Source organism: Paraglaciecola sp. IT1134 (assembly GCF_058068185.1).
Genome location: NZ_CM176486.1, coordinates 1100597 through 1123087, shown reverse-complemented (window position 1 = coordinate 1123087; position 22491 = coordinate 1100597). Strand labels below are relative to the sequence as shown.

At 46.6% G+C, this 22491-nt stretch carries 23 protein-coding genes; 7 read left to right on the top strand and 16 right to left on the bottom strand.

All coding sequences use genetic code 11. From position 1 onward, the window contains the following. Positions 1-114: 114 nt before the first annotated feature. Both AC3RV5_RS04830 and pyk read left to right on the top strand, forming a co-directional pair. Complete coding sequence (locus AC3RV5_RS04830; RefSeq protein WP_489730839.1) at positions 115-966, top strand: MurR/RpiR family transcriptional regulator; 852 nt, start codon at positions 115-117, stop codon at positions 964-966. A gap of 353 nt (positions 967-1319) precedes the next feature. Continuing rightward, on the top strand, positions 1320-2756 hold the full coding sequence (pyk, locus tag AC3RV5_RS04825) for a pyruvate kinase (protein ID WP_489730838.1): 1437 nt from the start codon (positions 1320-1322) through the stop codon (positions 2754-2756). A gap of 76 nt (positions 2757-2832) precedes the next feature. Here pyk and AC3RV5_RS04820 read toward each other — a convergent pair whose 3' ends face one another. Continuing rightward, entirely contained in the window at positions 2833-3600 is a 768-nt protein-coding gene (locus AC3RV5_RS04820; protein WP_489730837.1) for an EAL domain-containing protein, read from the bottom strand. A gap of 225 nt (positions 3601-3825) precedes the next feature. Here AC3RV5_RS04820 and AC3RV5_RS04815 point away from each other — a divergent pair, with 225 nt between their 5' ends. Continuing rightward, positions 3826-5001 carry a saccharopine dehydrogenase family protein gene (locus tag AC3RV5_RS04815; protein ID WP_489730836.1) on the top strand — a complete coding sequence of 392 codons (1176 nt, stop codon included), beginning with the start codon at positions 3826-3828 and terminating at the stop codon, positions 4999-5001. A 99-nt stretch (positions 5002-5100) separates the two neighbouring features. Here the strand turns inward: AC3RV5_RS04815 and AC3RV5_RS04810 are convergent, their stop codons facing one another. The 5 genes from AC3RV5_RS04810 to AC3RV5_RS04790 form a co-directional block, all read right to left on the bottom strand. Further along, positions 5101-5349: an EF-hand domain-containing protein gene (locus tag AC3RV5_RS04810; protein ID WP_489730835.1), complete on the bottom strand. Its 249-nt coding sequence runs from the start codon at positions 5347-5349 to the stop codon at positions 5101-5103. Between the two features lie 93 nt (positions 5350-5442). Continuing rightward, on the bottom strand, positions 5443-6459 hold the full coding sequence (gene trhO, locus AC3RV5_RS04805; RefSeq protein WP_489730834.1) for an oxygen-dependent tRNA uridine(34) hydroxylase TrhO: 1017 nt from the start codon (positions 6457-6459) through the stop codon (positions 5443-5445). A 155-nt stretch (positions 6460-6614) separates the two neighbouring features. Further along, on the bottom strand, positions 6615-7022 hold the full coding sequence (locus AC3RV5_RS04800; RefSeq protein WP_489730833.1) for a thiol-disulfide oxidoreductase DCC family protein: 408 nt from the start codon (positions 7020-7022) through the stop codon (positions 6615-6617). A 3-nt stretch (positions 7023-7025) separates the two neighbouring features. Further along, positions 7026-7196, bottom strand: a complete 171-nt coding sequence (locus tag AC3RV5_RS04795) for a hypothetical protein (protein ID WP_489730832.1) — start codon at positions 7194-7196, stop codon at positions 7026-7028. Between the two features lie 66 nt (positions 7197-7262). Beyond that, positions 7263-7760 carry a hypothetical protein gene (locus AC3RV5_RS04790; RefSeq protein WP_489730831.1) on the bottom strand — a complete coding sequence of 166 codons (498 nt, stop codon included), beginning with the start codon at positions 7758-7760 and terminating at the stop codon, positions 7263-7265. Between the two features lie 409 nt (positions 7761-8169). On the opposite strand from AC3RV5_RS04790, the gene AC3RV5_RS04785 reads away from it, so the two are divergent. Then, positions 8170-9099, top strand: coding sequence for an exopolyphosphatase (locus AC3RV5_RS04785; RefSeq protein ID WP_489730830.1), 930 nt, complete (start codon positions 8170-8172; stop codon positions 9097-9099). A 62-nt stretch (positions 9100-9161) separates the two neighbouring features. Here the strand turns inward: AC3RV5_RS04785 and AC3RV5_RS04780 are convergent, their stop codons facing one another. The 4 genes from AC3RV5_RS04780 to yejK form a co-directional block, all read right to left on the bottom strand. Then, the gene (locus AC3RV5_RS04780) at positions 9162-9692 is read right to left on the bottom strand and encodes a VC2046/SO_2500 family protein (RefSeq protein WP_489730829.1); all 531 of its coding nucleotides are present in this window, start codon (positions 9690-9692) and stop codon (positions 9162-9164) included. 127 nt (positions 9693-9819) lie between these two features. Beyond that, positions 9820-10668 carry a M23 family metallopeptidase gene (locus tag AC3RV5_RS04775; RefSeq protein ID WP_489730828.1) on the bottom strand — a complete coding sequence of 283 codons (849 nt, stop codon included), beginning with the start codon at positions 10666-10668 and terminating at the stop codon, positions 9820-9822. After that, the gene (locus tag AC3RV5_RS04770; RefSeq protein ID WP_489730827.1) at positions 10661-11536 is read right to left on the bottom strand and encodes a 6-carboxytetrahydropterin synthase; all 876 of its coding nucleotides are present in this window, start codon (positions 11534-11536) and stop codon (positions 10661-10663) included. Before AC3RV5_RS04770 ends, AC3RV5_RS04775 begins: the two co-directional genes overlap by 8 nt. 183 nt (positions 11537-11719) lie before the next feature. Then, complete coding sequence (gene yejK, locus AC3RV5_RS04765; protein WP_489730826.1) at positions 11720-12772, bottom strand: nucleoid-associated protein YejK; 1053 nt, start codon at positions 12770-12772, stop codon at positions 11720-11722. Between the two features lie 175 nt (positions 12773-12947). On the opposite strand from yejK, the gene AC3RV5_RS04760 reads away from it, so the two are divergent. Then, a complete protein-coding gene (locus AC3RV5_RS04760) occupies positions 12948-13166 on the top strand; it encodes a YejL family protein (protein ID WP_489730825.1) in 219 nt (72 codons plus the stop codon). Positions 13167-13174: 8 nt separating this feature from the next. Continuing rightward, on the top strand, positions 13175-14710 hold the full coding sequence (locus AC3RV5_RS04755; protein WP_489730824.1) for a DUF3413 domain-containing protein: 1536 nt from the start codon (positions 13175-13177) through the stop codon (positions 14708-14710). Positions 14711-15037: 327 nt separating this feature from the next. Here AC3RV5_RS04755 and AC3RV5_RS04750 read toward each other — a convergent pair whose 3' ends face one another. Both AC3RV5_RS04750 and AC3RV5_RS04745 read right to left on the bottom strand, forming a co-directional pair. Beyond that, complete coding sequence (locus tag AC3RV5_RS04750; protein ID WP_489730823.1) at positions 15038-15865, bottom strand: putative RNA methyltransferase; 828 nt, start codon at positions 15863-15865, stop codon at positions 15038-15040. Positions 15866-15956: 91 nt separating this feature from the next. After that, positions 15957-17159 (bottom strand): MFS transporter, encoded by a 1203-nt coding sequence (locus AC3RV5_RS04745; protein WP_489730822.1) that lies wholly within the window; start codon positions 17157-17159, stop codon positions 15957-15959. A gap of 419 nt (positions 17160-17578) precedes the next feature. Here AC3RV5_RS04745 and AC3RV5_RS04740 point away from each other — a divergent pair, with 419 nt between their 5' ends. Next, positions 17579-18346 carry a class II glutamine amidotransferase gene (locus AC3RV5_RS04740; RefSeq protein WP_489730821.1) on the top strand — a complete coding sequence of 256 codons (768 nt, stop codon included), beginning with the start codon at positions 17579-17581 and terminating at the stop codon, positions 18344-18346. 86 nt (positions 18347-18432) lie between these two features. Here the strand turns inward: AC3RV5_RS04740 and AC3RV5_RS04735 are convergent, their stop codons facing one another. The 4 genes from AC3RV5_RS04735 to AC3RV5_RS04720 are packed head-to-tail and all read right to left on the bottom strand — an operon-like array spanning position 18433 to position 22488. Then, entirely contained in the window at positions 18433-19194 is a 762-nt protein-coding gene (locus tag AC3RV5_RS04735) for an SDR family oxidoreductase (protein ID WP_489730820.1), read from the bottom strand. Between the two features lie 41 nt (positions 19195-19235). Beyond that, complete coding sequence (mmsB, locus tag AC3RV5_RS04730; RefSeq protein ID WP_489730819.1) at positions 19236-20159, bottom strand: 3-hydroxyisobutyrate dehydrogenase; 924 nt, start codon at positions 20157-20159, stop codon at positions 19236-19238. A gap of 9 nt (positions 20160-20168) precedes the next feature. Then, complete coding sequence (locus AC3RV5_RS04725) at positions 20169-21296, bottom strand: enoyl-CoA hydratase/isomerase family protein (protein WP_489730818.1); 1128 nt, start codon at positions 21294-21296, stop codon at positions 20169-20171. A gap of 34 nt (positions 21297-21330) precedes the next feature. After that, positions 21331-22488 carry an acyl-CoA dehydrogenase family protein gene (locus AC3RV5_RS04720; protein WP_489730817.1) on the bottom strand — a complete coding sequence of 386 codons (1158 nt, stop codon included), beginning with the start codon at positions 22486-22488 and terminating at the stop codon, positions 21331-21333. Between the last annotated feature and the right edge of the window lie 3 nt (positions 22489-22491).

The following is a 22491-nucleotide window of genomic DNA, read 5'->3' as shown; positions in this document are numbered from 1 at the left end:
CTTAAATTGTGGGTGTTTTTGTTAAAAAATTACAAGAACTGTACCCACACTAGTAGCGACAGTGTTATTCTTAGTGAAATAAATGCAGATTATAATTAAGATTTCAGTGGCCGTATGAATATTCTTGAAAAAATAACTCAACATAAGCTCGCGTTTAGTAAATCAGAACGCAAAGTAGCCGAAGTCATTTTGGCTAACCCGCAAACGGCGATCCATAGCAGTATCGCAACTCTGGCAAAAATGTCCGATGTCAGTGAACCCACAGTCAACCGTTTTTGCCGACGTCTGGATACTAAGGGTTATCCTGACTTTAAACTGCATTTAGCGCAGAGTCTGGCCAACGGCACACCTTATGTAAACCGTCATGTCGAAGAAGACGATGGGCCAGAGGAATACACCAAAAAGATCTTCGAATCCACCATGGCCTCTTTAGAGGTGGCAAGGCAGTCGGTAGATATCAATACCATAAACCGGGTAGTCGATTTACTCACCCAGGCGCAAAAAATATCCTTTTTTGGTTTGGGAGCCTCCGCCTCGGTTGCCCATGACGCGCTGAACAAGTTCTTCCGATTTAATGTTCCCATAGTGTATTTCGAAGATATTCTGATGCAGCGCATGAGTTGTATGAATTCATGTGAAGATGACGTAGTGGTACTGATTTCTCACACTGGACGCACTAAAAGTCTGGTAGAAATCGCCCAGATCGCCAGAAGTAACGACGCGACCGTAGTGGGTATCACCTCAAAAGACAGCCCCCTGGGAAAAGAGTGCAACCTGGTTTTATCCTTGGAAGTGCCTGAAGATACGGACATGTATATGCCCATGGCATCACGTATCGCCCAGCTCACCTTGATAGACATACTGGCCACTGGCTTTACCTTACGCCGGGGAACTAAATTCCGGGAAAATTTAAAACGGGTCAAAGATACGTTGCGAGGCTCGCGGTTCGATAAACGCGACGATTGAGGGAGTATTTTTCAGACATAGACCCGTTCTTAAATAAAATTGAGTCTCGAGGCTGTTTTTTTGTTAAAAAATTTCACATTAACGACTTATTCGGCTAGTATTTTTGTAATAAAATTACAAAACAGTAAGTATTCAGTCAATTAGTGCGGTTTTATGTCAAGCCGATGAGAATTTGAGCGATGCCTTTACCCGAATCCAAAAGGTTTTATCAGGATATTGAGCACAAAGTAGGGAATCTTCTCTTGGAAAAAACATCAAAGGCTTATATAAGGCCGCACTTAGCAAAAACGAAAGAATATAATGTCCACCTGCAATTCTAAATTAGTTTGTGCCACAACCAGAGCGATTAACCTATGTTAAGACGAACAAAAATATTAGCCACCCTCGGTCCATCAACGGACACACTCGAACAGATTGAAGCTATTATCCGCGCAGGCACTAATGTAGTGCGCATGAATTTTTCCCATGGCACTGCTCAGGATCACATTGAGCGCGCCAACAAGGTACGTCAGGTTGCGAAGAAACTGGGTAAATACGTGGCTATTTTAGGTGATCTCCAAGGCCCTAAAATTCGCGTCGCCAAGTTCAAGGAAGGTTCTATCGTACTTAAGATAGGGGATACGTTCATACTCGATGCTGATTTGGGCACTAATGAGGGCGGACAAGAATCGGTCGGTATAGATTACAAAGCCCTGCCCCATGACGTATCTGCAGGTGATTTGCTATTGCTGGATGACGGACGAATTCAGCTTAAGGTCACCGAAGTTGAAGGCAACAAGGTGCACACTAAGGTGACTGTGGCCGGTAAATTGTCCAACAACAAAGGTATAAACCGCTTAGGCGGCGGGTTATCTGCTGAAGCGTTAACGGAAAAAGACAAGGAAGACATCAAGACTGCCGCTATTATTGGCGTAGATTATCTGGCGGTGTCTTTCCCCCGTTGCGGTGACGATTTGCACTATGCACGCAAATTGGCGGTACAGGCAGGTTGTAATGCCATGATCTGTGCCAAGGTAGAACGTGCAGAAGCCGTGGCGACAGACGAAGCCATTGACGACATCATTGAAGCGTCTGATGCGGTCATGGTTGCCCGTGGGGATTTAGGCGTGGAAATTGGTGACGCCGAATTGGTGGGTGTACAGAAAAAACTGATCGCCCGTTCACGCCAACTCAACAAGGTTGTGATCACGGCCACCCAGATGATGGAATCAATGATCACCAGCCCTATGCCAACTCGTGCCGAAGTCATGGATGTGGCCAATGCCGTACTCGATGGCACAGACGCGGTGATGTTATCGGCTGAAACTGCTGCTGGCGAATTCCCGGTAGAAACGGTAGAGGCCATGGCCAGGGTATGTATCGGTGCCGAAACACACCCGAGCATCAAAATATCCAAACACCGGATTGATGAGACCTTCAGTTCGGTGAGCGAGACATTGGCCCTTAGCGCTGTATACGCCGCAAACCACCTAGGAACGATTAAAGCCATCGTTGCGCTGACGGAAAGTGGCAGTACACCACGGTTAATGTCACGCATTACCACGACCTTGCCGATTTATGCCTTGTCACGTCATGAGAGCACATTGAATATCATGGCGCTGTATCGTGGAGTAGAACCGGTATTTTTTGATTCTCGCGGAAGCGATCCCGGCCAGTTAAAAAATGATGTTGTCAACATTATGAAAAACAAAGGTCTGCTGGAAACCGGTGATTTGTTTATCATGACCTACGGCGATGCAATGGAAACTGTGGGTGGCACCAACGCGTGTAAAATATTGTCAGTGAGCTAAAACATATTTAGCTTACGTTGCATAAAAGCCGGGACAAGTAGTTCCGGCTTTTTCATTTTTAATCTCAATGTTTAGGTTAAAAATCGCTAAAATCAACCCCAGGCAAACATTCAAGACCTGGCTTGGCAAAAACATAGCCTTGCATTAGGTCAACCCCTGATTCAAACAGCCAGTTTGCTTCCTCGAGCGTTTCTACTCCCTCGGCAAGGGCGGTAATATTCAGATCGCGAAACATATTTAGACAGTTGATGACAATCGATTGCCTGATTTTATCCAAGCTGATATTGCGGATCAGGTTCATATCCAATTTAATAATATTAGTTTGAAAATCAGCCAACAAGCCTAACCCTGAATGCCCTGCACCAAAGTCATCAATTGCAGTAAGAAACCCCAGTGATTTATAACATTCGACAATGCGCTTAACGTGCTGCTTGTCGATAATTTTTTCTACTTCGGTAAATTCAAACAGGATTTTATTGGTAGCAAAGTTGTATTTTTTCGCCGCCTCCAACGTGGTGCGAATACAACGTTCCGGTGTATAAACCGCATTAGGCAGAAAATTAATACTTAATATTGTATCTAACTGTAAGTCAGCCGCTAAGGCTATAGCTTTTACTCGGCACTGCTGATCGAATAAATACAGGTTGTTTTGGTCAACCCTGGAAATCACCGAAAAGGCCGACTCGTTATTTAGCCCCCGTACCAAGGCTTCATAACCGAACACCTCACGACTTCTGATGTTCACCAAAGGCTGAAAGGCCATAGTAAAATCGAAGCCCAACTCTTTTTGCTCCATACACTGGCTACACGACAATCTATCGGCTACTCCTGTTTTTTCGTTCATACCACGTCCTGATGACATTCTTGTGTGTTTAGGCTAGCGTTTCCAAGGTGTATGGACAAGCCTTTATCATCAGGAGATACGCCCAAAGCAGAATTTTTCCGCACAGCACTTATGCAAACTTCTCTTAATCAACAAGTACTATAGTTAGCCATCAAGCAAATAAAGTGAATAGTGTCTTCCGGGGTTTTACTATTCATGCTTCGCAAATGGCATGAGAGCAATAAAATGAGTACTGCAAAAAAATTCGATATTGTAGTGTACGGCGCCACGGGTTTTACCGGGCGTTTAGTGGCCGAATATTTAGTTAACCACTATGCGGGTGATACCAGTTTTAGTTGGGCCATGGCCGGGCGCAGCGCAGATAAACTGGCTCGGGTGCGTGACGAAATTGGCGCTCCTGCAGCTACACCGCTGGTTGTGGCCGACACCAGTGACGCAGGCTCTATGCAAGCTATGGTAGATGCCACTAAACTGGTGCTTACCACAGTCGGGCCCTATCAGTTATACGGTTCAGAACTGGTCGCCATGTGTGCCGCGTCAGGAGTCGATTACGTGGATTTATGTGGCGAACCGGTATGGATGCGCCAGATGATCGATGCCAACGAAGCCGCAGCTAAAAAAAGTGGCGCGCGCGTCGTGTTTTCTTGTGGCTTCGATTCTATCCCCTTCGATTTAGGGGTGTATCACTTGCAACAACTGGCTAAGGAGCAACTGGGGGCTGTATTTACCCGAGTCAAAGGGCGAGTCCGCAGGATGCAAGGCACCTTTTCCGGCGGCACGGCTGCCAGTCTAAAAGCAACCCTGGCCGCTGCCAAACAAGACCCGTCTTTGATGCAGTTACTGCTTAATCCCTTTTCGTTAACCCCTGGTTTTACCGGCCCTGCCCAGCCGTTTGGGAACAAACCCTACTTTGAAGAAGAACTCAATACCTGGGTAGCCCCCTTTGTGATGGCGGCAATCAACACCCGCAACGTTCATCGCAGCAATGCTCTGCTGGGCTATCAATACGGTGAGGATTTTGTATATGACGAAATGCTGATGACCGGCCCCGGTGACAAAGGCGAAAAGATCGCCAATGCCGTGGCTAATGATAAAGGCATGATGAAAGAAGGCGGGCCACAACCCGGGGAAGGCCCAAGCCAGGCAGAGCGGGAAGCAGGTTTTTACGATATTTTATTTGTGGGCATCAATACAGCTGGGCAAAGCCTTAAGGTCAGTGTTGCTGGGGAACTTGACCCGGGTTATGGCTCGACCTCGCGCATGATTGTCCAAAGTGCATTATGTCTGCTTATGGATGCTACAGACACCCCAGGTGGTATTTGGACCACAGCGCCAGCCATGGGTGATAAACTCATCACCCGTTTAAGCCAATACGCCGGGCTGACTTTCAAACAAGAATAATTCCCAAATAGACAGATACAACAAAGCCCAGCACGGCGCCTGGGCTTTTTTTATGATACGCAGCGTTGCTTTTAGCGCACGTGAACTGCTGGATCAGGGCTAATATTCCCACCAGGATTGTTGCCACCATTCTAAAAATTCGTCGAAATCAATAGAACCATCATTATTTTTATCGATAAGCCCAAACCCTTCTTGAACGTGACTGGCTTTGGTCTTAGGCGATAAGATGGTCAACAATTCGATAAATTCGGCAATGCCTATTTGACCATTACTGTCGGTATCGAAATAATCAAATTCTTTACGAATTTCAGCAACCTTTTCTGCTGCTAACTGAGCTTGTTCTGACATGCTTAATTCACATTAGTTAACTTGCAGAGAGTTTAACGTTTATTACAACTATGTGTCTACGTTAGTCTACCAATCACTGTTACAAAGCCTGAGTTAGCCGTTGCTCTTCCCCGCTGCGGTGCGCTGGGCCCGCCGCGTAGCAGCCTTTTGTTGGCGGCGTAATTTAATTGCCTTAGCGGCTTCCTCCCCTACGTGTTCTTCATTGCGCCCTCGAGCAAGATTAACTTGCTTTTCACGCTCTTTGAAACGTTTAATTTGTTCCTCTGAATGCTTGCCGTGACACTTGGGGCAGCTCACTCCTGACTCAAACACAGGGCTGAGTTTATCTTGTTCGGTGATCGGCAAGCGACAGGCATAACATTGATCATATTCGCTTTTTTGCAGATCGTGGTCGACCGCCACTCGGTTATCAAACACAAAACAGTCCCCTTGCCACAGAGTATTATCTTTGGGGACTTCTTCTAAATACTTAAGAATGCCACCTTCCAAATGGTACACCTCATCGAAACCCTGCTCCTTTAAATAGGCAGTAGATTTTTCGCAGCGTATACCGCCTGTGCAAAACATCGCCACTTTTTTGTTTACCTTGGGATCCAGGTTGTCTTTTACGTACTGGGGAAACTCACGAAAGGAATCCGTCTTAGGATTAATCGCGTTTTGAAAGCTACCGATCTCGATTTCATATTCATTACGGGTATCGATAACCGTCACATCAGGATCCGAAATTAGAGCGTTCCATTGGGCAGGTTTAACATAGGTGCCCACCGTACGACGCGGATCAATTCCCTCCACTCCCATGGTGACGATTTCTTTTTTGAGTTTTACTTTAGTACGGTGAAATGGCTGGGTTTCATCCACAGATTCTTTATGGGAAATAGGCGAAATGCGGGGATCCTGATTTAGCCATGTTAACAACGCATCTATGCTTTCACGGGTACCAGACACCGTGCCATTAATACCTTCTTCAGCCAGCAACAGGGTGCCTTTTATGCCAGTGTCTTGCATAAAGCTTAGCAATGGCTGACGCATCTCCTGAAAATTTTCAAGGGTGGTGAATTTATATAAAGCACATACTACATACTGTGTGTTAGAGGTTGAAACATTTGTCATAAAGTACAGCCTATGCGAGCCGGATCGTAAATCCAGAGCAGTTAATGGGATTGGGTAAAAAAGCGGCGAGAATATAACAAACTGACCGCGAATTTTAAAGCCAAAACAAAATACTTGTGCAAGCTAAATAGCCATACTTTAGGTGAACCTTATGCCTAGATACCGATAAATCGTGATTTAACGTCATTAGATGGCAGCATACAGGTGGCTTGCCTGCCAAACAGCCGGTAGCGATTACGGGCAAATACTTTATAGATTGCGTCTCTGATAAAGGCAGGCACCAGCCGAAAACCATTTAACAAATACCATTGACCGGTTAAATCTTTGCTTATCTCTAAAGCAGCAGTGGAAAAAACCAAACATTGACCGTTTTTAATCAATACAAACGTATCTACATCAACAGTCTCAATCTTGTACTGACTCAACAGCTGCCGGGCAAACTCACACTGCATAGGGGTAAAGGCAAACAGGCCCTTGGGATCCCGCTTGATAATAAAATTAACGGCGCCGTTACAGAAGTTACATAGGCCATCAAATATTATTATATGTCGATTATCCAGCACGGTTCAGTCTTTTTTCTCAATGGTGATGGTTAGGGATTTTGTGGCACCAGCAAACCATTTTTGCACATAGATAGAGCCCATGATGGGTGCCTTGCCCTCTTCTGGAATTTCTTTGTAACGTACGCTGTTTTTGGTTTCTTTTTCCAATGCAAAATGCACGATCACTGCCGACATAACTGCTCCTTATTAACGGTTTCACACTTTGGCCGTTTCAGAATTATGGGTGCTTAAGCACCCTGCTTATTGTGTTTCTTTTTTGGGCTCGGGATTATCGGTTATCGAATAAATAACCGAACTGATTTTCCAGCCTTGCATGGTGTTGATCAGGTGCCAGCTTTCATCACCCCAGTTTGATTTGTAGTTGTCTTTATGAAAGCTATATTTAAAATACACCGAGGCTACATCGCCGTCGGTATGAATCTTGATATCCCAGAATTTCTCTTCTATCTGTTGTGGTGTACTGACCACCCAGCCAATAAAACTCAAGTGATTCCCCAGTTGCTCACCGTTATTAGTCGGTAAATTCCCTGTTCGTTTTAACCCGGTAATTCCAATCCAGGGCACGGATTTGTGGTAAAAAAGATCGACAAATTTTTGCTCGTCTTTTTCAACCAATGCCAATCTGAAATTCTCAACCACCTGCATGAACTCGTCATAGTGTTTAGTATTCTCAGCTCGGACAAAATGCGCAGTGCTAAAAACCAACAACATAGTGATATAGCTCAGGATTTTTTTCAATTAGTTGTCCCTATGTCGAACTAATATTAGGGGTGATACGTTTACATTTGAATGCATCAATTACCACAACTATATCGCAGAGCTTGTTTTATGGGTTCTGATGTTGCCCCAAAACGCATTATTTTCAGACATAAAAAAGCCGCAGACATGAAAAATCATGAGCGGCCCAAAGGGACATACGACAGTTCACTAGGCTGTCTTTACATTAGTCGCCCCCAGTACTGAAAAAGTTTAGTTAGGCTAAAACTTTATATTTTTCATCTTCTGAAATAATTATCTTTAAACGAGGTACACCGCACGATGCAAGCCGGTGGCCGGGTCAATAATATTATTTGCAGCAAAAGTTGCATGTACTCTTAATCAACATGCCTTTAAGCTGGAGGCTGGGCACCACCTAAAAAGAGTATTTATGGCTAATAATAGTTTTCGACTGATAACCCGTAGTGATTTTGATGGCCTGGTTTGCGCCGCCTTACTCAAAGACATGAATATGATCGATGACATCAAATTTGTTCATCCCAAAGACATGCAAGATGGCAAAATTGAGATCACCGACAAAGATATCCTCACCAACCTGCCTTATGTGGCTGGTTGCCATTTATGTTTTGATCATCACCATAGCGAAGTGTTGCGCAACGACAGTCACGACAACCATATTATCGATCCTAAGGCTCCTTCGGCGGCCAGGGTGGTGTTTGAACATTTTGGTGGCACACAACAGTTCCCCAAGATCTCTGCCGAATTAATGGCGGCTGTGGACAAAGGCGATTCGGCTAATTTTAATCAGCAGGAAATTTTAAATCCCCACGGTTGGGATCTAATGAATTTTTTAATGGATGCTCGCACCGGTTTAGGCCGTTTCCGTGAATTTAGCATTTCTAATTATGACCTGATGATGAAGCTCATCGATTGCTGTTTGGATCTTAGCGTAGAGGAAATCATTCAGCTTCCCGATGTACAGGAGAGGATAAAAATCTATCGTGAACATAGCCAGTTGGCAGTGGATCAAGTGCAACGCTGTGCAAAAATTGAAGACAACTTGGTGGTCCTGGACCTTACCCAGGAAGAAACCATTTATGCCGCCAACCGCTTTCTGATTTATGCGTTGTTCCCCCAATGTAATATATCCCTGCATAAGATGTGGGGCTTTCAAAAACAAAATATCGTATTTGCAATCGGCAAATCTATTTTGAATAAGACCTCAGGTTCGAATATCGGCCAAATGTGTTTGCAATATAATGGTGGGGGCCACGAAAATGCAGGCACTTGCCAAATTGACGCAGACCAGGCAGACGCTGTATTGCAACAACTTATTAGCCAAATCAACCAGGACGGTTAATTTGCCCTAATGTAGCGGATTGTCCAATGGCAATCCGTATATTTTTTTCTATTCTGTTTACATTAGGCCGCATTTTGCATGTCCAGACCGATTTGCTGTAGTAAATCGTATAGGCCAGTTTCATCCACTTCAATTTCCTGCTCCAGTTCAACATCATTTTTATGCCGTTGCTGGGTATGAATATCACAGTTTGCCAATACATCTTCATCGATCACACAGACATCATTGTGTAAAGACAGGGGCTGGGGATGCATCGCCAACCACAGGTGGGCACTTTTAATGCCATCATTGTGCATGATCGCTGAGGCAGTATCGGCGTATTGCCAATCCTGAATACGGGCACTGAGGGGCACTTTAGGATATAAAGATAGGCCAGCAATATCATCTGTAGGCGGGCTATCGTCTTGCCGGGCATTGTTTGGTCGTGCGACGCTGGGCCTTTCCAGGTAATTTTGCTGTAACATGCTCAGCAGCAGCGCAAACTTGGCCCCCTGAGAAGATGCACGGTTGAGTGACCCACAAAATTCCAGGTCGAGTTGACTACTCACAGGAGAGGTGTGGGTACTATGGCTAGTATTTTGTCCGTCGAGCAACAGGTGATCCGTTAATGACTGGCTAAGTTATTAAGGTTATCGCGTAATTCGACCCAAGCTTTAATGGGAAATGAATTAGTGTCAGTGGGTGGCGCTCAAGTAGTTAGCGTCCCCGGGTGAGACTTAATTAGTCAGCGTCCACCGAGTGACGCTCAGGCACCAACAAGGCCGGATCAAGTCTCTGCTTCTCCCAGTTCATGCGCCAATCCAAATGGGCGCCAGTCACGCGGCCTGTGGCTCCAATTTCAGCTACCAGTTGGCCTTGCGTGACAATATCGCCGGTTTTAACGTGGCCCTTGCTCAGATGCAAAAAAGTAGAAGACACACCAAAACCGTGGTCGATGATCATAGTGCCTCCGGAATAATACATATCAGGCACAAACAAACTGATCACACCGCTGGCGGGGGCGTATACAGGGGTGCCTGTTGAGGCGGCTATATCCACACCATAATGCGGGCGCTTGGGTTGACCGTTTAACACCCGCTGGCTACCATACACACCACTGATGGGGCCGGTTGCTGGCCATATAAAATCTTCGCTAAAATCCGTACGCTCATCACGTAAACTGCGTGCTTGGGCTACCTGAACATTGTCACTGCGAATGCGTTCCAATACTTCTTTGGGAGGCGACACCATGTTTTGGGGCAAACCTTCAATACGCTGAATATCGTATTTACGAGGACTGAGTTCAATATTTTGGGTGTGATTTACGCCTTGTTCATCAAGCCACCTGAGCCGATGACTCAGTTTCGCATCGCGACCAAAACCAAAGACAAACAACCCGTCAGGTGCTACTTTTAAACTCTGGCCATCGAGCCATAACTGACTGCCCGTGGGGGCAACACCGCGGATCAGGCTGCCCTGGGTCAGTTGCCCACGCAAAACCAACTCATCGCTGGTGTGTTGGGCCAGGGCCAGGTCCGTACCCGACAGCAACAACCATACACTCAATAGCGCCAACCAGCCATTACGCATTGGCTATCGCCCCTTTGCCAACACCCTCAAATGCCAGCACCCTAAACTCACTTTCAGGTACCAGACGTTTTTGTTCGTCGGCTACAAACTGGGCTAAACATTCGACTGTGGTATCCGTATCCACCAGTTCCGCTTCCGCTTTAGGGATCGCCAATTCAAACCAGCCCTGGGACGATCCGTAGGCAAACAAATAATGTTCAGCGAAATCTACTTCCTGCACGTTAAAATTAACCTGCTCTTGGCTGACCACGTCTTCAGTTGACCCAATATAGATATCGGACCATCTGTCCGCCCAATAGTGTTGCCATTCGTTACTTTCGTGCTGATTTTCAATAATGGTAATTTTTGAGCGATGACCATGGGCAATCCGCTGGCAATTACCATCGTGTTTTTTCAAACCATGAGTATAGTGATAATAAGGCGTGTCGATTACTTCAGCGCGCAGCGTTAGCTCAAGTCCTATGACATTCTCCGGCAGGTGGGTGGCAATCACCTGTTTCAAATATTGACTAACCGACGACATGGTCACATGTTTGGCATACACAAAAGCGTATGCTTCAGACGGACAATCTAGGTGAATAGAACGGCCGTTTGGCCGCATAAAATCGACACTTACTCGCTCGTTTTTCTGATCATGTACAAGTTGGCTGTATGGATGTTCAACAGGTACTAACAATTTGTGATCTACGTATTGATCGATCAAATACTTCAGTTGTTTTTTAACCTTGGAAAAATCCAGCACCATGCTTTCTTCATTTAAGTCACCGTCCAAAATGACATCGACTATCCAACTTTCGCCCACCATGCCTCGCTTGGGGCATAAATAGGAGAAATCCATTACGGTTAAATCGTTAACAAATAATTGCATAAAACTAATTAGCTACCTTGGTTGTCATCACTGCCCTGGGGAGTCTGTCAAAACCCCAGGATTGGCGCTCAGTGCGCCTCTGATTAGTATATCTTGGACCTAACGTTTAATCATGTATTAATACCAATCGACATAACCGTAATCCCGGTGAAAAGCACTTAGCCAACTTCCTGATATGGATTGCTATTTTTGGGACTTTAACAGCTGATCTTTAAGGTTTGGCGGAATTCCTCGGATCATCAGGGTATCAGAACCTGCATCATAACTGATCCTGTCACCGAGCAACTTTCGCTCAAAACTGAGGGATACGCCGCCCCCCTGGCCGCTGAATTTAGCCAAGGTTTTAAGGGCGCTGCGATCCGCCTGAAACTGATCTTCAATAGGCTGTTCGCTGCTTTTAACAAATTGATAAAAATCACGACTTTCGTCTTCTTTGGGCAACTTATCAGCTAACTCTTTAAGTTGAATGTCTTCACCCTGATCGAGCTTTTCTTTGTAATATTGGGATACTATCTTGCGCGACTCGTTTTTTTCATTAGGATCGAGCTGTTCCGAAGCTAAAAACTCGTCGACTGAACTGAGCAGCTGTTTATTCTGTTGTTTCACATCCACCAGCTCTTCACAGCCCAAAAAGTGCATAAAAAAGTCTGACACTTTGCGCCCCATACGGCCTTTGATAAAACTGATGTATCTTTGCTGCTCGGGACTCACTGCAAGCTGGGTGAGATCGATTCTGACTGCCAACTGCATCCTGGCCAAATCCAGATGATCACTGCTGGTTAACTCCAGCTCTCGATTAATTTCTACGTGCTGCTTGGTATTGATGATGGCGATCATCAAATAATCTGTGGCCAGAAACTGGTAGTGACTGAAAATCACAAAACCGGTTTCTATGCTGCCCATCTCCAATAGCGATTTTTTTAGCATCTGGCAGCTGTCGATACTGAACTGCACGAAGGTTTCTGGATCCCCCAGCATTTCTTTTAGTCGGGTTTTAAAGTGAGCAGGGGCCACACCTGACGGCTCATCGTCTTGTGCAACGGCAGCCTGTTCATCCTCAACAAATCCTCCCACCCCTTTACCGGGTTTGGTATTAAAGGCATGGTTAATTTGCTGGGCCAAATCTTCAATGGCCGGAGTCACGTCAAAACAGGTTTGACGGGGGATCAGCTGTAACTCTTGTTGGTTGTTAATCGCCAGTTGATGCACCACAAAATGATGAATTAATGCACTCACATTGCCTCCTTAAAAATAACTTACTTGGGGTTTTACCTCACTTAATAAGATAAAACGTCTGTTCACTACACCGACTGTCATTGATTTACTGCTTTTTAACCGAGGAGTTTTCGCTATACTCGCAATTTATCCAGACCATTGTTACTATCTCGCCACGACTGCTACGAGAAAAACCATGCCTCAAAACTCAAAATATTCCGATACACAGTTTGAAACCGTCATGCATGACATCATTGTCGCGCTGGAAAAAAACCAGGCCAGCCGCGATTTATCCCTTATGGCCCTAGGCAATGTCATAACCAATATTTTTATGCAGCAAGTCAACGCCAATCAGCGCAGTGAAATGGCCGACAAGTTTACACAAGTGCTGCTTAAAAGTATCAATGCTAAATAGAATTATTCATGATATTAACTGAAACACCCAGGCGCAAATTAGTTACTCAGCTGGTTAATTGGGGCCATTGGTTTGCCCTGATCAATATGTTGCTAGCCATTGCTATCGCCACCATATACATATTTAACTCACCGGCACCGGAAACCCTGCTGGGTGTGACTTATCTATTTACTAACTGGATTAGCCATATTGGCTTTTTGACCTTCTTTGGTTTTATTATTTTTATCTTGCCTTTGTGTTATCTGGTACCCAGTGCCAGAACGGTCAAAGGTGTGAGCGCGTTATTGGCCGCCATAGCCCTGGCGTGTTTGGCTCTAGATGCGCTGTTGTACAATAAATACGGTGTGCATCTAAGTCTGGGCTCCGCTCACCTGATCCGCAATGAAGCCAACAACGCCATATCCGGTTTCGGCTGGCAGAAATGGGGCTTTTTTCTACTGGTGTTTGTATTCTGGTTATCCACCCAACTGATCATTGCTAACGCCATTTGGAAACGTATTGGCCGCTTACAAAAGTATAAACTGGCCTTGCCCATCAGCAGTTTCTTTATTGTATGTTTTGTTAGTAGCCATGCCCTACATATCTGGGCGGATGCTAACCTTTACCATCCCATAGTGCAGCAGGATGACTTGTTTCCCTTGTCATACCCGGCAACGGCTAAAACTCTGATGTCACGCTACAATTTGCTGGACCGGGAGAACTACGAACAGCGTAAAGAACTGCAGTTTAACGAAAACATGGGAAACATACGTTACCCCTTGTCACCTATTTATTGCTCGGTATCACCCGCAAGTAAGGTATTGATGCTGGTGCAGAGTGACACAATGCCCATTGCCACAGCCTCGCGCTTTGTTTATAGCAGCCCTCATTTGGGCGGTCAGTCCTCTGTCGATGCGGCCAAACTAAGTCTGCTATTTGGTTTGCCCGAGTTATATCATCCCGCTATAAGCAGCAAAACACCTGTCCTGCTGGATTTACCTAGAGGCTTGGGGCTAAACGTGCATGTGTATTCTGAGCAAGCCATTACACAAGACAGTATCCGGGGGTTCGTGCAAGATTGGCAGACTTTCGCTGCCAATTTAGCCGCGCAGCAAACCCAACTTGGTATTGCCTTTGCGACTGCCGAACAAATCAATAGCTTACTCAGTGCGCAAACTTTGCAGCAATATCAGGTGTTATTGGTTAAAAACGTAAATGGCGACAGCCAAATACAAAGGCGTTTATACAGCAATACTCCTTTGGTCGCCGAATTTTCAAGTACCGAAGATCTCGCCCCGACCTTGTTGAATATGCTGGGGTGTCGTGCATCTGAAAAGGCATACAGTACCGGGAGGGATCTGCAAAATACAACCCAGGATTGGACAGTTACCACTCAAGGCCGTAAGGTCATAGTGATGCAACATCAGCAACGTATTGAAGTATTGAATAATGGCACCACCAGGGTGTTTAATGTGCAAACGGGAGAGGAAGAATTTGCTACTTTCGAGACGGCATTGCTCAGTCAGGCGATTAAACGTTTGAGTAGCTTTTCCGTTAGCAAATAAAAATTACTTTCCCCCTCATCAGGCAGCTTAATCGTTAGCTGCCTTTTTTATAGGTATTAGCTAACCGTCACCTTTTGTAACACTCTAACTGAAAAATGGGCTTTGACCTGTTCCAAAGTGGCCAAAATCACCTCTACCTTGTCTTTAGGAGCGGTCCAGTAGATGAATAGCGGGTCATCATCAGTAAATTGAGGCGCATTTTCGGGCGACTCAGGGCAAACTTGAAACTCATGTGCGCAATAGCCTTTATACCCAGAGTCATTGAAATTTCATGACAGCGGCAAATGAGTGTAGCCAACAAACAAGCTGTTTCAAGGATTGAGGGTATTAGCTACCCGTCACCTTTTGTAACACCCTAACTGAAAAATGGGCTTTGACCTGTTCCAAAGTGGCCAAAATCACCTCTACCTTGTCTTTAGGAGCGGTCCAGTAGTAGGGTGTCATCATCAATAAATTAAGGCGCATTTGCGAGCTACTGAGGATAAAATTGAAACTCAGCTCGCCGTCATGCACCACACTAAACCCCTCTGGTATGCAGGCCATGGGTTTATGTTCGGCAGGGGCGTCATAGATGCATTTTTTTAGCTGTTGCAGGTGATCCGGCCCAGGATTAACTTGTATCCAGATCCCGTCTTGGACCAACACCCGATGTATCTCCTTTTCACTGCTGGGCGCAAATATCTGGATCACCGCCTGTTGACTGGCACTGGCCAAAGGTAAGTTGAAGCTACTGGCGACAGCGAAGTGGCTGTCAGGGTATTTTTTGGCGGCCTTTTGTACCGCAATCTTGGAGATATCCAACCCACCGCTTATGACTGATCTGGCTTTGAGGGTTCGCAATGCGCCAATAATGCCATTAAGATAATAACCCTCCCCACAGCCAGCATCAAATAACGCCAACTCACTAGCGAACGGGTATTTGTCAATTAGCTGGGCCAAATGCAAGGCCAAGGGCTGGTAATAATCCTGCTCTAAAAAAGCCCGCCGCGCATTAACCATCAGTTTATTATCACCGGGCTCTTTGCTGCGTTTGTGCTGAGCTAACAGCAGGTTCACATAACCCTCTTTCGCCCTGTCATAACTATGCCCGTTTACACAACTATAGGTGCGCTCCGTTAGGTTTAACGGTAATTGGCAAGCGGGGCAAGTCCACATAAGTTCTCTCACGCAAAAAAGACGCTAGTGTAGCAGAGTTAAATCGAGGGGAATGCTAGTTATTATTGAAGCATGTATCGCCACACGCGGGTTAGACATGAGCCTTATCTGCCTCGCTAACAGCGAGTTGCCGTTTAACGTGGCGACTGTAATACCAGGTCATCAACCACAACCACAAAGCCCCAATAGGTATCATCCAGAATGCCGTCGTTATGGGCGCAAAATGCGCCCATAATCCTGTGCCAAAAGAGGCGGTTTGCACGCCGATAGACGATCCTATGACACACACCCCGGAAATTAACGGCCCTTTGTCACTGTCGATATCCATGGCACAGGAGAGCATAAGGGGAAATAGCCCCCCCAAACCCAAACCAATTAGGAAATTCCCCCAGGACATCATCACCGGATCGCTGGCAAATTTAATCACAAACGCCCCCACTGCCATCACAGTAGCGAGAATTAACATTAATCTGTGGCTGGAAACCCAGTATAACAAGATTGAAAAGCCCAAACGGCTGAGCACCATACCTGCACTAAAAAAGGCAAATACCAGACGGGCCTGCTCCCCGCTAAAACCGTGGCCTATTTGCGCATAACTGACAAACCAGTTGCCATTGCCAAACTCAACCATACCGTAACCCAAGGCGGCTAATGCCAGAAACAGGAACACGGGCTGTTTGATCACATCCCGGTATGACAAACTCTGGCGATTTTTTTCCGCTGCAACTTCGGTTACCAACTTCTTGCCTTGATGGGCTGCATACCAAGTATATCCAGCCAGAATTAATAGTCCCACGGACAACAAACGCAAGGGCCAACGCCAGTTTTGTTCAATCAGATAAAGTCCTGAAATGTAAAATGGGGCTGCCAAGGTACCCAGACTAAACATAAAATCCATCAGGCCCATCATAGTTGAACGTTTTTTGACATACAGACGGGCAATAAGAGTATGACCAATAGTGAACAAGCTGGAACTGAAGATCCCTAATACAAAGGCTCCTAAGACCAGCCAAATCCAATGTTGCACAAAAGACAGGCCGAAGAGCAACACCGCCACACACACCAGTAATCCGGAGAACAACGACAAAAAATCAAACTTCTGCACGTATTTGCCGCCAATTATAGCGCCCACTATCATGCCCACTGAAATGAGGGTAAAAAAGATGCCACTAACCAAATCCCCCATATTCAGGCTACGTGCTAAATCAGGCAGTAAAATTCCCCATAAAATAAACACCATACCCAGTAAAAAAAAGCCGATAAAAACGATAGTGGTGGCGGAATTACGATCCATTTTTTGTCCTAACTGAATATGTAAATAAGGGGAGAAGAGCTTGCTCTACATCACTAGCGAACGGCTAAGCTCGACTCCCAAAAGGAACGGAATGAACTGAGCATTTTTTGAATTACGAGCAAAAACCCGCATAGATAAACAGGTTCATTATACTTATGCAATAACCTTATTCGTTAGTTAGCTTGCTTTATATGATAATTTACAGGTGGCTCAAACCGCTGTAACACAAACAACAAAATCTTAACGAAAATAGTAATTTTACTGTAAAACATCGGTTAAAAGAGTCGCGCTGGGGAAATAGACCACGGCCTGTTTAGGGTTCTTAATTAACCCTTACAAAGACTGTAGGGATGATCATTTCACTGACCACAGATTAGATATGGTGCCTACTTTGGCATCGAGGTTATTCAGGATTAATTATGTGTGAATTATTGGGCATGTCAGCCAATGTACCCACTGACATTTGTTTCAGTTTTAAAGGCTTACGGGAGCGCGGCGGACGGGCCGGGCCACACAAGGATGGCTGGGGCATAGCCTTTTATGAAAACAAAGGTTCATGTATATTTAAAGACCCCCTGCCCAGTTATGAGTCTGAAATTGCCCGGCTCATCTCCGATTATCCCATTAAAAGTAAAGCGGTGATTGCCCACGTCAGGCAGGCCAACAGTGGGCGCATAGCCATGGAAAACACCCATCCTTTTAGCCGTGAATTGTGGGGACGCAATTGGACCTATGCCCACAACGGCCAGTTGCAAGGGTATACCCGTTTGCCGGTGGATCGCTTTCCACCCGTCGGTACCACTGATAGCGAGCGGGCATTTTGTTATTTATTAAGTCAGCTCGATAAACGCTACCCTAATCGCCCCAGTAAACGCCTGTCAGCCTTTAATTTTCTGCGCCGCGAAGCGGCGAACTTACACAAGCTTGGTGTATTCAACATGCTTATTAGTGATGGTGAGTACTTGCTGGCATTTTGTTCGACTAAATTGCAGTGGATCACCCGCCGCGCACCGTTTGGCAGCGCCACTTTGTCAGATATTGACGTTGATATCGATTTTACTAAAGAAACCACGGCCCATGATGTGGTGACCATCATTGCAACCGAACCACTTACCTGTAACGAAAAATGGCAGCAGATGAAGCCAGGAGAAGGGCAACTGTTCCGCTTCGGCGAACCCCTAAAATAATCTGCTGTATAGCCAAGCCATTACAAAATAGGTATTGAGAAGTAACTTGGCTATAAAGCCGGGCGCATGCCCGACTGACTAATTAATTACACCCTGCTGCCACCGTCCAGTTCCAACGTACGGCCGGTGAAATAGTCATTTTCAAAAATAAATTTTGCCGCATGAGCCAGCTCTTCAACCTCGGCCAATCGTTTGAGTGGCACTGTGTTGACAAACGCTTCGCGCATCTCAGGACGCATCTGGGCGGCCATGGCGGTCTCTACGAGACCTGGGGCAATGCAACCGGTGCGAATACCAAAACGCGCCAACTCTTTCCCCCAAGAGACTGTCATAGTGGCCACTGCAGCTTTAGAGGCTGAATAGTTAGTTTGTCCCATATTGCCGCCACGGGAAACAGACGACAAATTGATGATCACTCCCTCGCTTTTGCTGGCGATCATTTGCGCTGCCGCTTCCCGGCTACACAAGAAAGTACCGGTTACATTGACATCCAGCACACTTTGAAATTGCTCAAGAGACATCTTGCTGACAACCTTGCCGTCTTTGACTTTAAGCAACATGGCGTCGCGCATGATACCGGCACTGTTGATGAGACCGTTAAGCTGGCCAAATGTGGCAGCTATCTGGTTAAAGGTTTCTTCTACCGCGGCGTCATCAGTTACGTTAAGGACAAAAACTTCCGCTTTGACACCCAATTCTCTAAGTTCCCTTGCCGCCGTTTCCAGGGCATCTTTTTGCATATCAATCAGGGCAATGTGTGCCCCCTGGCTAGCGAATTCCTGAGCCATGGCTCGGCCTAAGCCTTGAGCGGCGCCGGTAATTGCAATAACTTTATCTTTTAACTGCATAGTGTTTAACCCTTAATCTACATTCGTATTTTTCACGACGGTTATTTTGTTTTCTGCTGGGAAAACATTTCAAAAATGCTGGAAAAATCCCGTTTACCATTGCCCTGCATGCTATGCATGTTATACAGGTTTTGCGCTATGGCCCCCATGGGTGTACTGGAATGACTCTTAAGTGCGGTGTCCAGGGCCAGCCCCAGGTCTTTGCGCATCAGGTCCACCATAAAACCACCCTGGTAATTATTGGATGATGGCACGTTGGGCATCACATTTGGACAAGGGTTATACAGCTCCAAGGTCCAATTCCGCCCAGAGCTTTGCAGCATAATGTCCGACATCACTTTTACATCCAGGCCATTGTCTATGGCCATCTGCAAAGCTTCTGACGTGCCTACCATCAGCACCGACAACAACATGTTATTGCAAATTTTGGCAATTTGCCCGGCGCCACTTTGTCCGGCATGAAAGATGTTTTTCCCCATCACCTGCAAAACCGGCAAGGCTTTTTGGTAATCGTCCTCGGTTCCCCCCACAATAAAGGTCAAGGTCCCTGCGGCGGCACCTGCCGTCCCACCGGACACCGGTGCATCGACAAAACCTATGCCTTTTTCGGTCAGGGCTTTGGCCACAGTTACGGCAGTGGCGGCGTCTATGGTGCTAGAATCGATCACCAAGGTGCCTGGCGATAGATGAGCTATCAAACCGCTTTGGCCGCTTTGCGCATTGCCTAAGTACAGGCTTTGCACGTGTTTCCCCGCAGGTAACATGGAAATCACCACATCGGCTCCGTGGCAGGCTTGCTCAACGGATTCAGCTACTGTAGCCCCCTGCTCTGCAAGTTGTGTCATGGCACTGGGGAGAAGGTCAAAAACGGTGACACGGCTCCCGGCTTTAATCAAATTCAGGGCCATGGGACCACCCATATTACCCAGACCAATAAAGGCAATTTTATATTCTGACATTTGCATACTCATTCCTTATCTCCCCAAATTAGCTAATGGATGTTCACTGTCTGGCCATGGGCTAGCAAAAAACCAAACCAAGACTTCTGCAGGTACGGCCTCGATAGACGGGTAACGCCAAACAGGGTTATTGTCTTTGTTCACCAGCAAGGCGCGCACCCCTTCTTGAAATTCACCAAATTCACCGCAGCGACAGGACAACACCAGCTCCATTTGAAAACATTCCGCCAAGGTCATAGACTGGCCTTTTTGCAGTTGGCCAAACACCAGGTTGGCGGTGATCGGCGATCCGGCTTTGAGGGTTTGTTGCGCCCTTAACAACCATTTGTCATCAGTGGCATCAAGTTTAAGAATACCCGTGGCCACCTCTGCGGCACTATGCATGCTTGCCAGGGGTGTAATAAGCCCTTGGTGGCGGCTGATATTACCATCGGGCAAGTCAGTTTGGTGTTGCAGGTGAATTTCGCTGCACAGTATGCTCAACTGGGCCCGGTTAGTCTGTGAGTCGTCACTCCATTTGGTATTTGCCAGTTGAGCTAACCACTGCTCTTTGGCACTGTCAGTTACAAAGTAGTCTGCCAGGTTTACGTATAAGGCATCGGCGGCATTGATACTCGCTCCGGTTAAACCTAAAAACAGTCCACAGCCCGGGGGCATATTGTTCAAAAACCAGCTGCCCCCCACGTCCGGATATAAACCTATACTTATCTCAGGCATGGCCAGGCGCGAGCTATTGGTAACTATTCTGTGGCTGGCACCACTTAACAACCCTAATCCCCCCCCCATTACGATGCCATTGGCCCACACCACCACTGGTTTGCTGTAGGTGTGGATCAGATGATCCAGTTGATATTCCTGGGTAAAAAACGACTGCAGTGAGTCTGGCATGGTCCCTGGACTTTGCTTCATGGCAGTGTGCATGGCGACCACATCGCCACCGGCACAGAAGGCTTTTTCACCACTTCCGTCGATGATCACCACACTGATAGCAGGATCTTTTTGCCAGGCAACCAGTTGCGGCATCAACAACTGGATCATATCCAGATTCAGCGCATTGAGCGCCTCTGTTCGATTAAGGCTGGCATGGCCGATTTTTTTTTTGCAGCTGGTTTGTCTTTCTAAAAAGGTTACAGAATCTGACATTCAACATTCCTTGATTAATGGTGCTTCGGGTTAATCAGAGTATATCGTTCGCATCTTCGGCTAACAGGCGCCGGCCGATAATCATACGCATGATTTCGTTGGTTCCTTCAAGTATCTGGTGCACCCGTACATCACGCACATGGCGCTCCAAGGGGTACTCTCGTATATAACCATAACCACCGTGAATTTGCAGAGCCTGATTACACACTTCAAACCCCACATCGGTCGCAAAACGTTTGGCCATGGCACAATAGGCACTGCGCTCAGGATCTTTATTATCCAGTTTAAACGCTGCCAGACGCACCATTTGCCGGGCGGCAACTAATTCAGTGGCCATATCCGCCAGCTTGAACTGTAAGGCTTGAAAAGCGGCCAAAGGTTTACCAAATTGGGTCCGCTCCCGCATATAGACCTTGGCCGTATTCAGTGCTTGTTGTGCCGTGCCTATGGAACAGGTGGCGATATTAATGCGCCCGCCATCCAGACCTTGCATGGCAAAACTGAATCCCTGCCCTTCTTCCCCCAGAAGATTCGCCGCAGGAATACGCACCTCATCAAAGGTGATCAGGCGAGTTGGCTGGGCATTCCAGCCCATCTTGTCTTCCGCTTTGCCATAGATCACCCCTTTGGCATCCCCGGGGACTAAAAATGCCGAAATACCTTTAGGGCCAGCCACGCCGGTGCGGGCCATAACAACCAATACTTCCGTTTCACCGGCACCGGAGATAAACATTTTGGAGCCATTTAAGACATATTCATCCCCTTCGCGCTTAGCACTGGTGCGCAGCGCCGCCGCATCGGAGCCAGAGCCCGGTTCAGTCAAACAGTAAGATGCCAATTTTTCACCCGTAACCAGGCTGGGGCACCATTGCTGCTTGACTTGTGTTGTTCCCCAGGTGGCTACCATCCAGGTGGCCATGTTGTGAATGGTCATCATAGCTGCTGTGGCAGTACACCCCATAGACAGTTGTTCAAAAATGATCGATGAATCCAAACGACTTAGGCCCAAGCCCCCTTCACTTTCAGGGGTATACAAACCACAAAAGCCCAGCTCGCCGGCTTTTTGGATCACCTCTTTGGGGAAATAATGCTCGCGATCCCATTTGGCTGCATGAGGTGCCAACTCCTGCTCGGCAAACTGCCGGGCAGCATCAGCAAAGGCGATCTGGTCTTGGGTCATATCAAAGTTCATGGT

Coding starts and splice junctions, on each gene's coding strand:
- AC3RV5_RS04830 (WP_489730839.1), top strand. CDS start 115: ATGAATATTCTTGAAAAAATAACTCAACATAAGCTCGCGTTTAGTAAA.
- pyk (WP_489730838.1), top strand. CDS start 1,320: ATGTTAAGACGAACAAAAATATTAGCCACCCTCGGTCCATCAACGGAC.
- AC3RV5_RS04820 (WP_489730837.1), bottom strand. CDS start 3,600: ATGAACGAAAAAACAGGAGTAGCCGATAGATTGTCGTGTAGCCAGTGT.
- AC3RV5_RS04815 (WP_489730836.1), top strand. CDS start 3,826: ATGAGTACTGCAAAAAAATTCGATATTGTAGTGTACGGCGCCACGGGT.
- AC3RV5_RS04810 (WP_489730835.1), bottom strand. CDS start 5,349: ATGTCAGAACAAGCTCAGTTAGCAGCAGAAAAGGTTGCTGAAATTCGT.
- trhO (WP_489730834.1), bottom strand. CDS start 6,459: ATGACAAATGTTTCAACCTCTAACACACAGTATGTAGTATGTGCTTTA.
- AC3RV5_RS04795 (WP_489730832.1), bottom strand. CDS start 7,196: ATGTCGGCAGTGATCGTGCATTTTGCATTGGAAAAAGAAACCAAAAAC.
- AC3RV5_RS04785 (WP_489730830.1), top strand. CDS start 8,170: ATGGCTAATAATAGTTTTCGACTGATAACCCGTAGTGATTTTGATGGC.
- AC3RV5_RS04775 (WP_489730828.1), bottom strand. CDS start 10,668: ATGCGTAATGGCTGGTTGGCGCTATTGAGTGTATGGTTGTTGCTGTCG.
- AC3RV5_RS04770 (WP_489730827.1), bottom strand. CDS start 11,536: ATGCAATTATTTGTTAACGATTTAACCGTAATGGATTTCTCCTATTTA.
- AC3RV5_RS04760 (WP_489730825.1), top strand. CDS start 12,948: ATGCCTCAAAACTCAAAATATTCCGATACACAGTTTGAAACCGTCATG.
- AC3RV5_RS04755 (WP_489730824.1), top strand. CDS start 13,175: ATGATATTAACTGAAACACCCAGGCGCAAATTAGTTACTCAGCTGGTT.
- AC3RV5_RS04750 (WP_489730823.1), bottom strand. CDS start 15,865: ATGTGGACTTGCCCCGCTTGCCAATTACCGTTAAACCTAACGGAGCGC.
- AC3RV5_RS04745 (WP_489730822.1), bottom strand. CDS start 17,159: ATGGATCGTAATTCCGCCACCACTATCGTTTTTATCGGCTTTTTTTTA.
- AC3RV5_RS04740 (WP_489730821.1), top strand. CDS start 17,579: ATGTGTGAATTATTGGGCATGTCAGCCAATGTACCCACTGACATTTGT.
- AC3RV5_RS04735 (WP_489730820.1), bottom strand. CDS start 19,194: ATGCAGTTAAAAGATAAAGTTATTGCAATTACCGGCGCCGCTCAAGGC.
- mmsB (WP_489730819.1), bottom strand. CDS start 20,159: ATGCAAATGTCAGAATATAAAATTGCCTTTATTGGTCTGGGTAATATG.
- AC3RV5_RS04725 (WP_489730818.1), bottom strand. CDS start 21,296: ATGTCAGATTCTGTAACCTTTTTAGAAAGACAAACCAGCTGCAAAAAA.
- AC3RV5_RS04720 (WP_489730817.1), bottom strand. CDS start 22,488: ATGAACTTTGATATGACCCAAGACCAGATCGCCTTTGCTGATGCTGCC.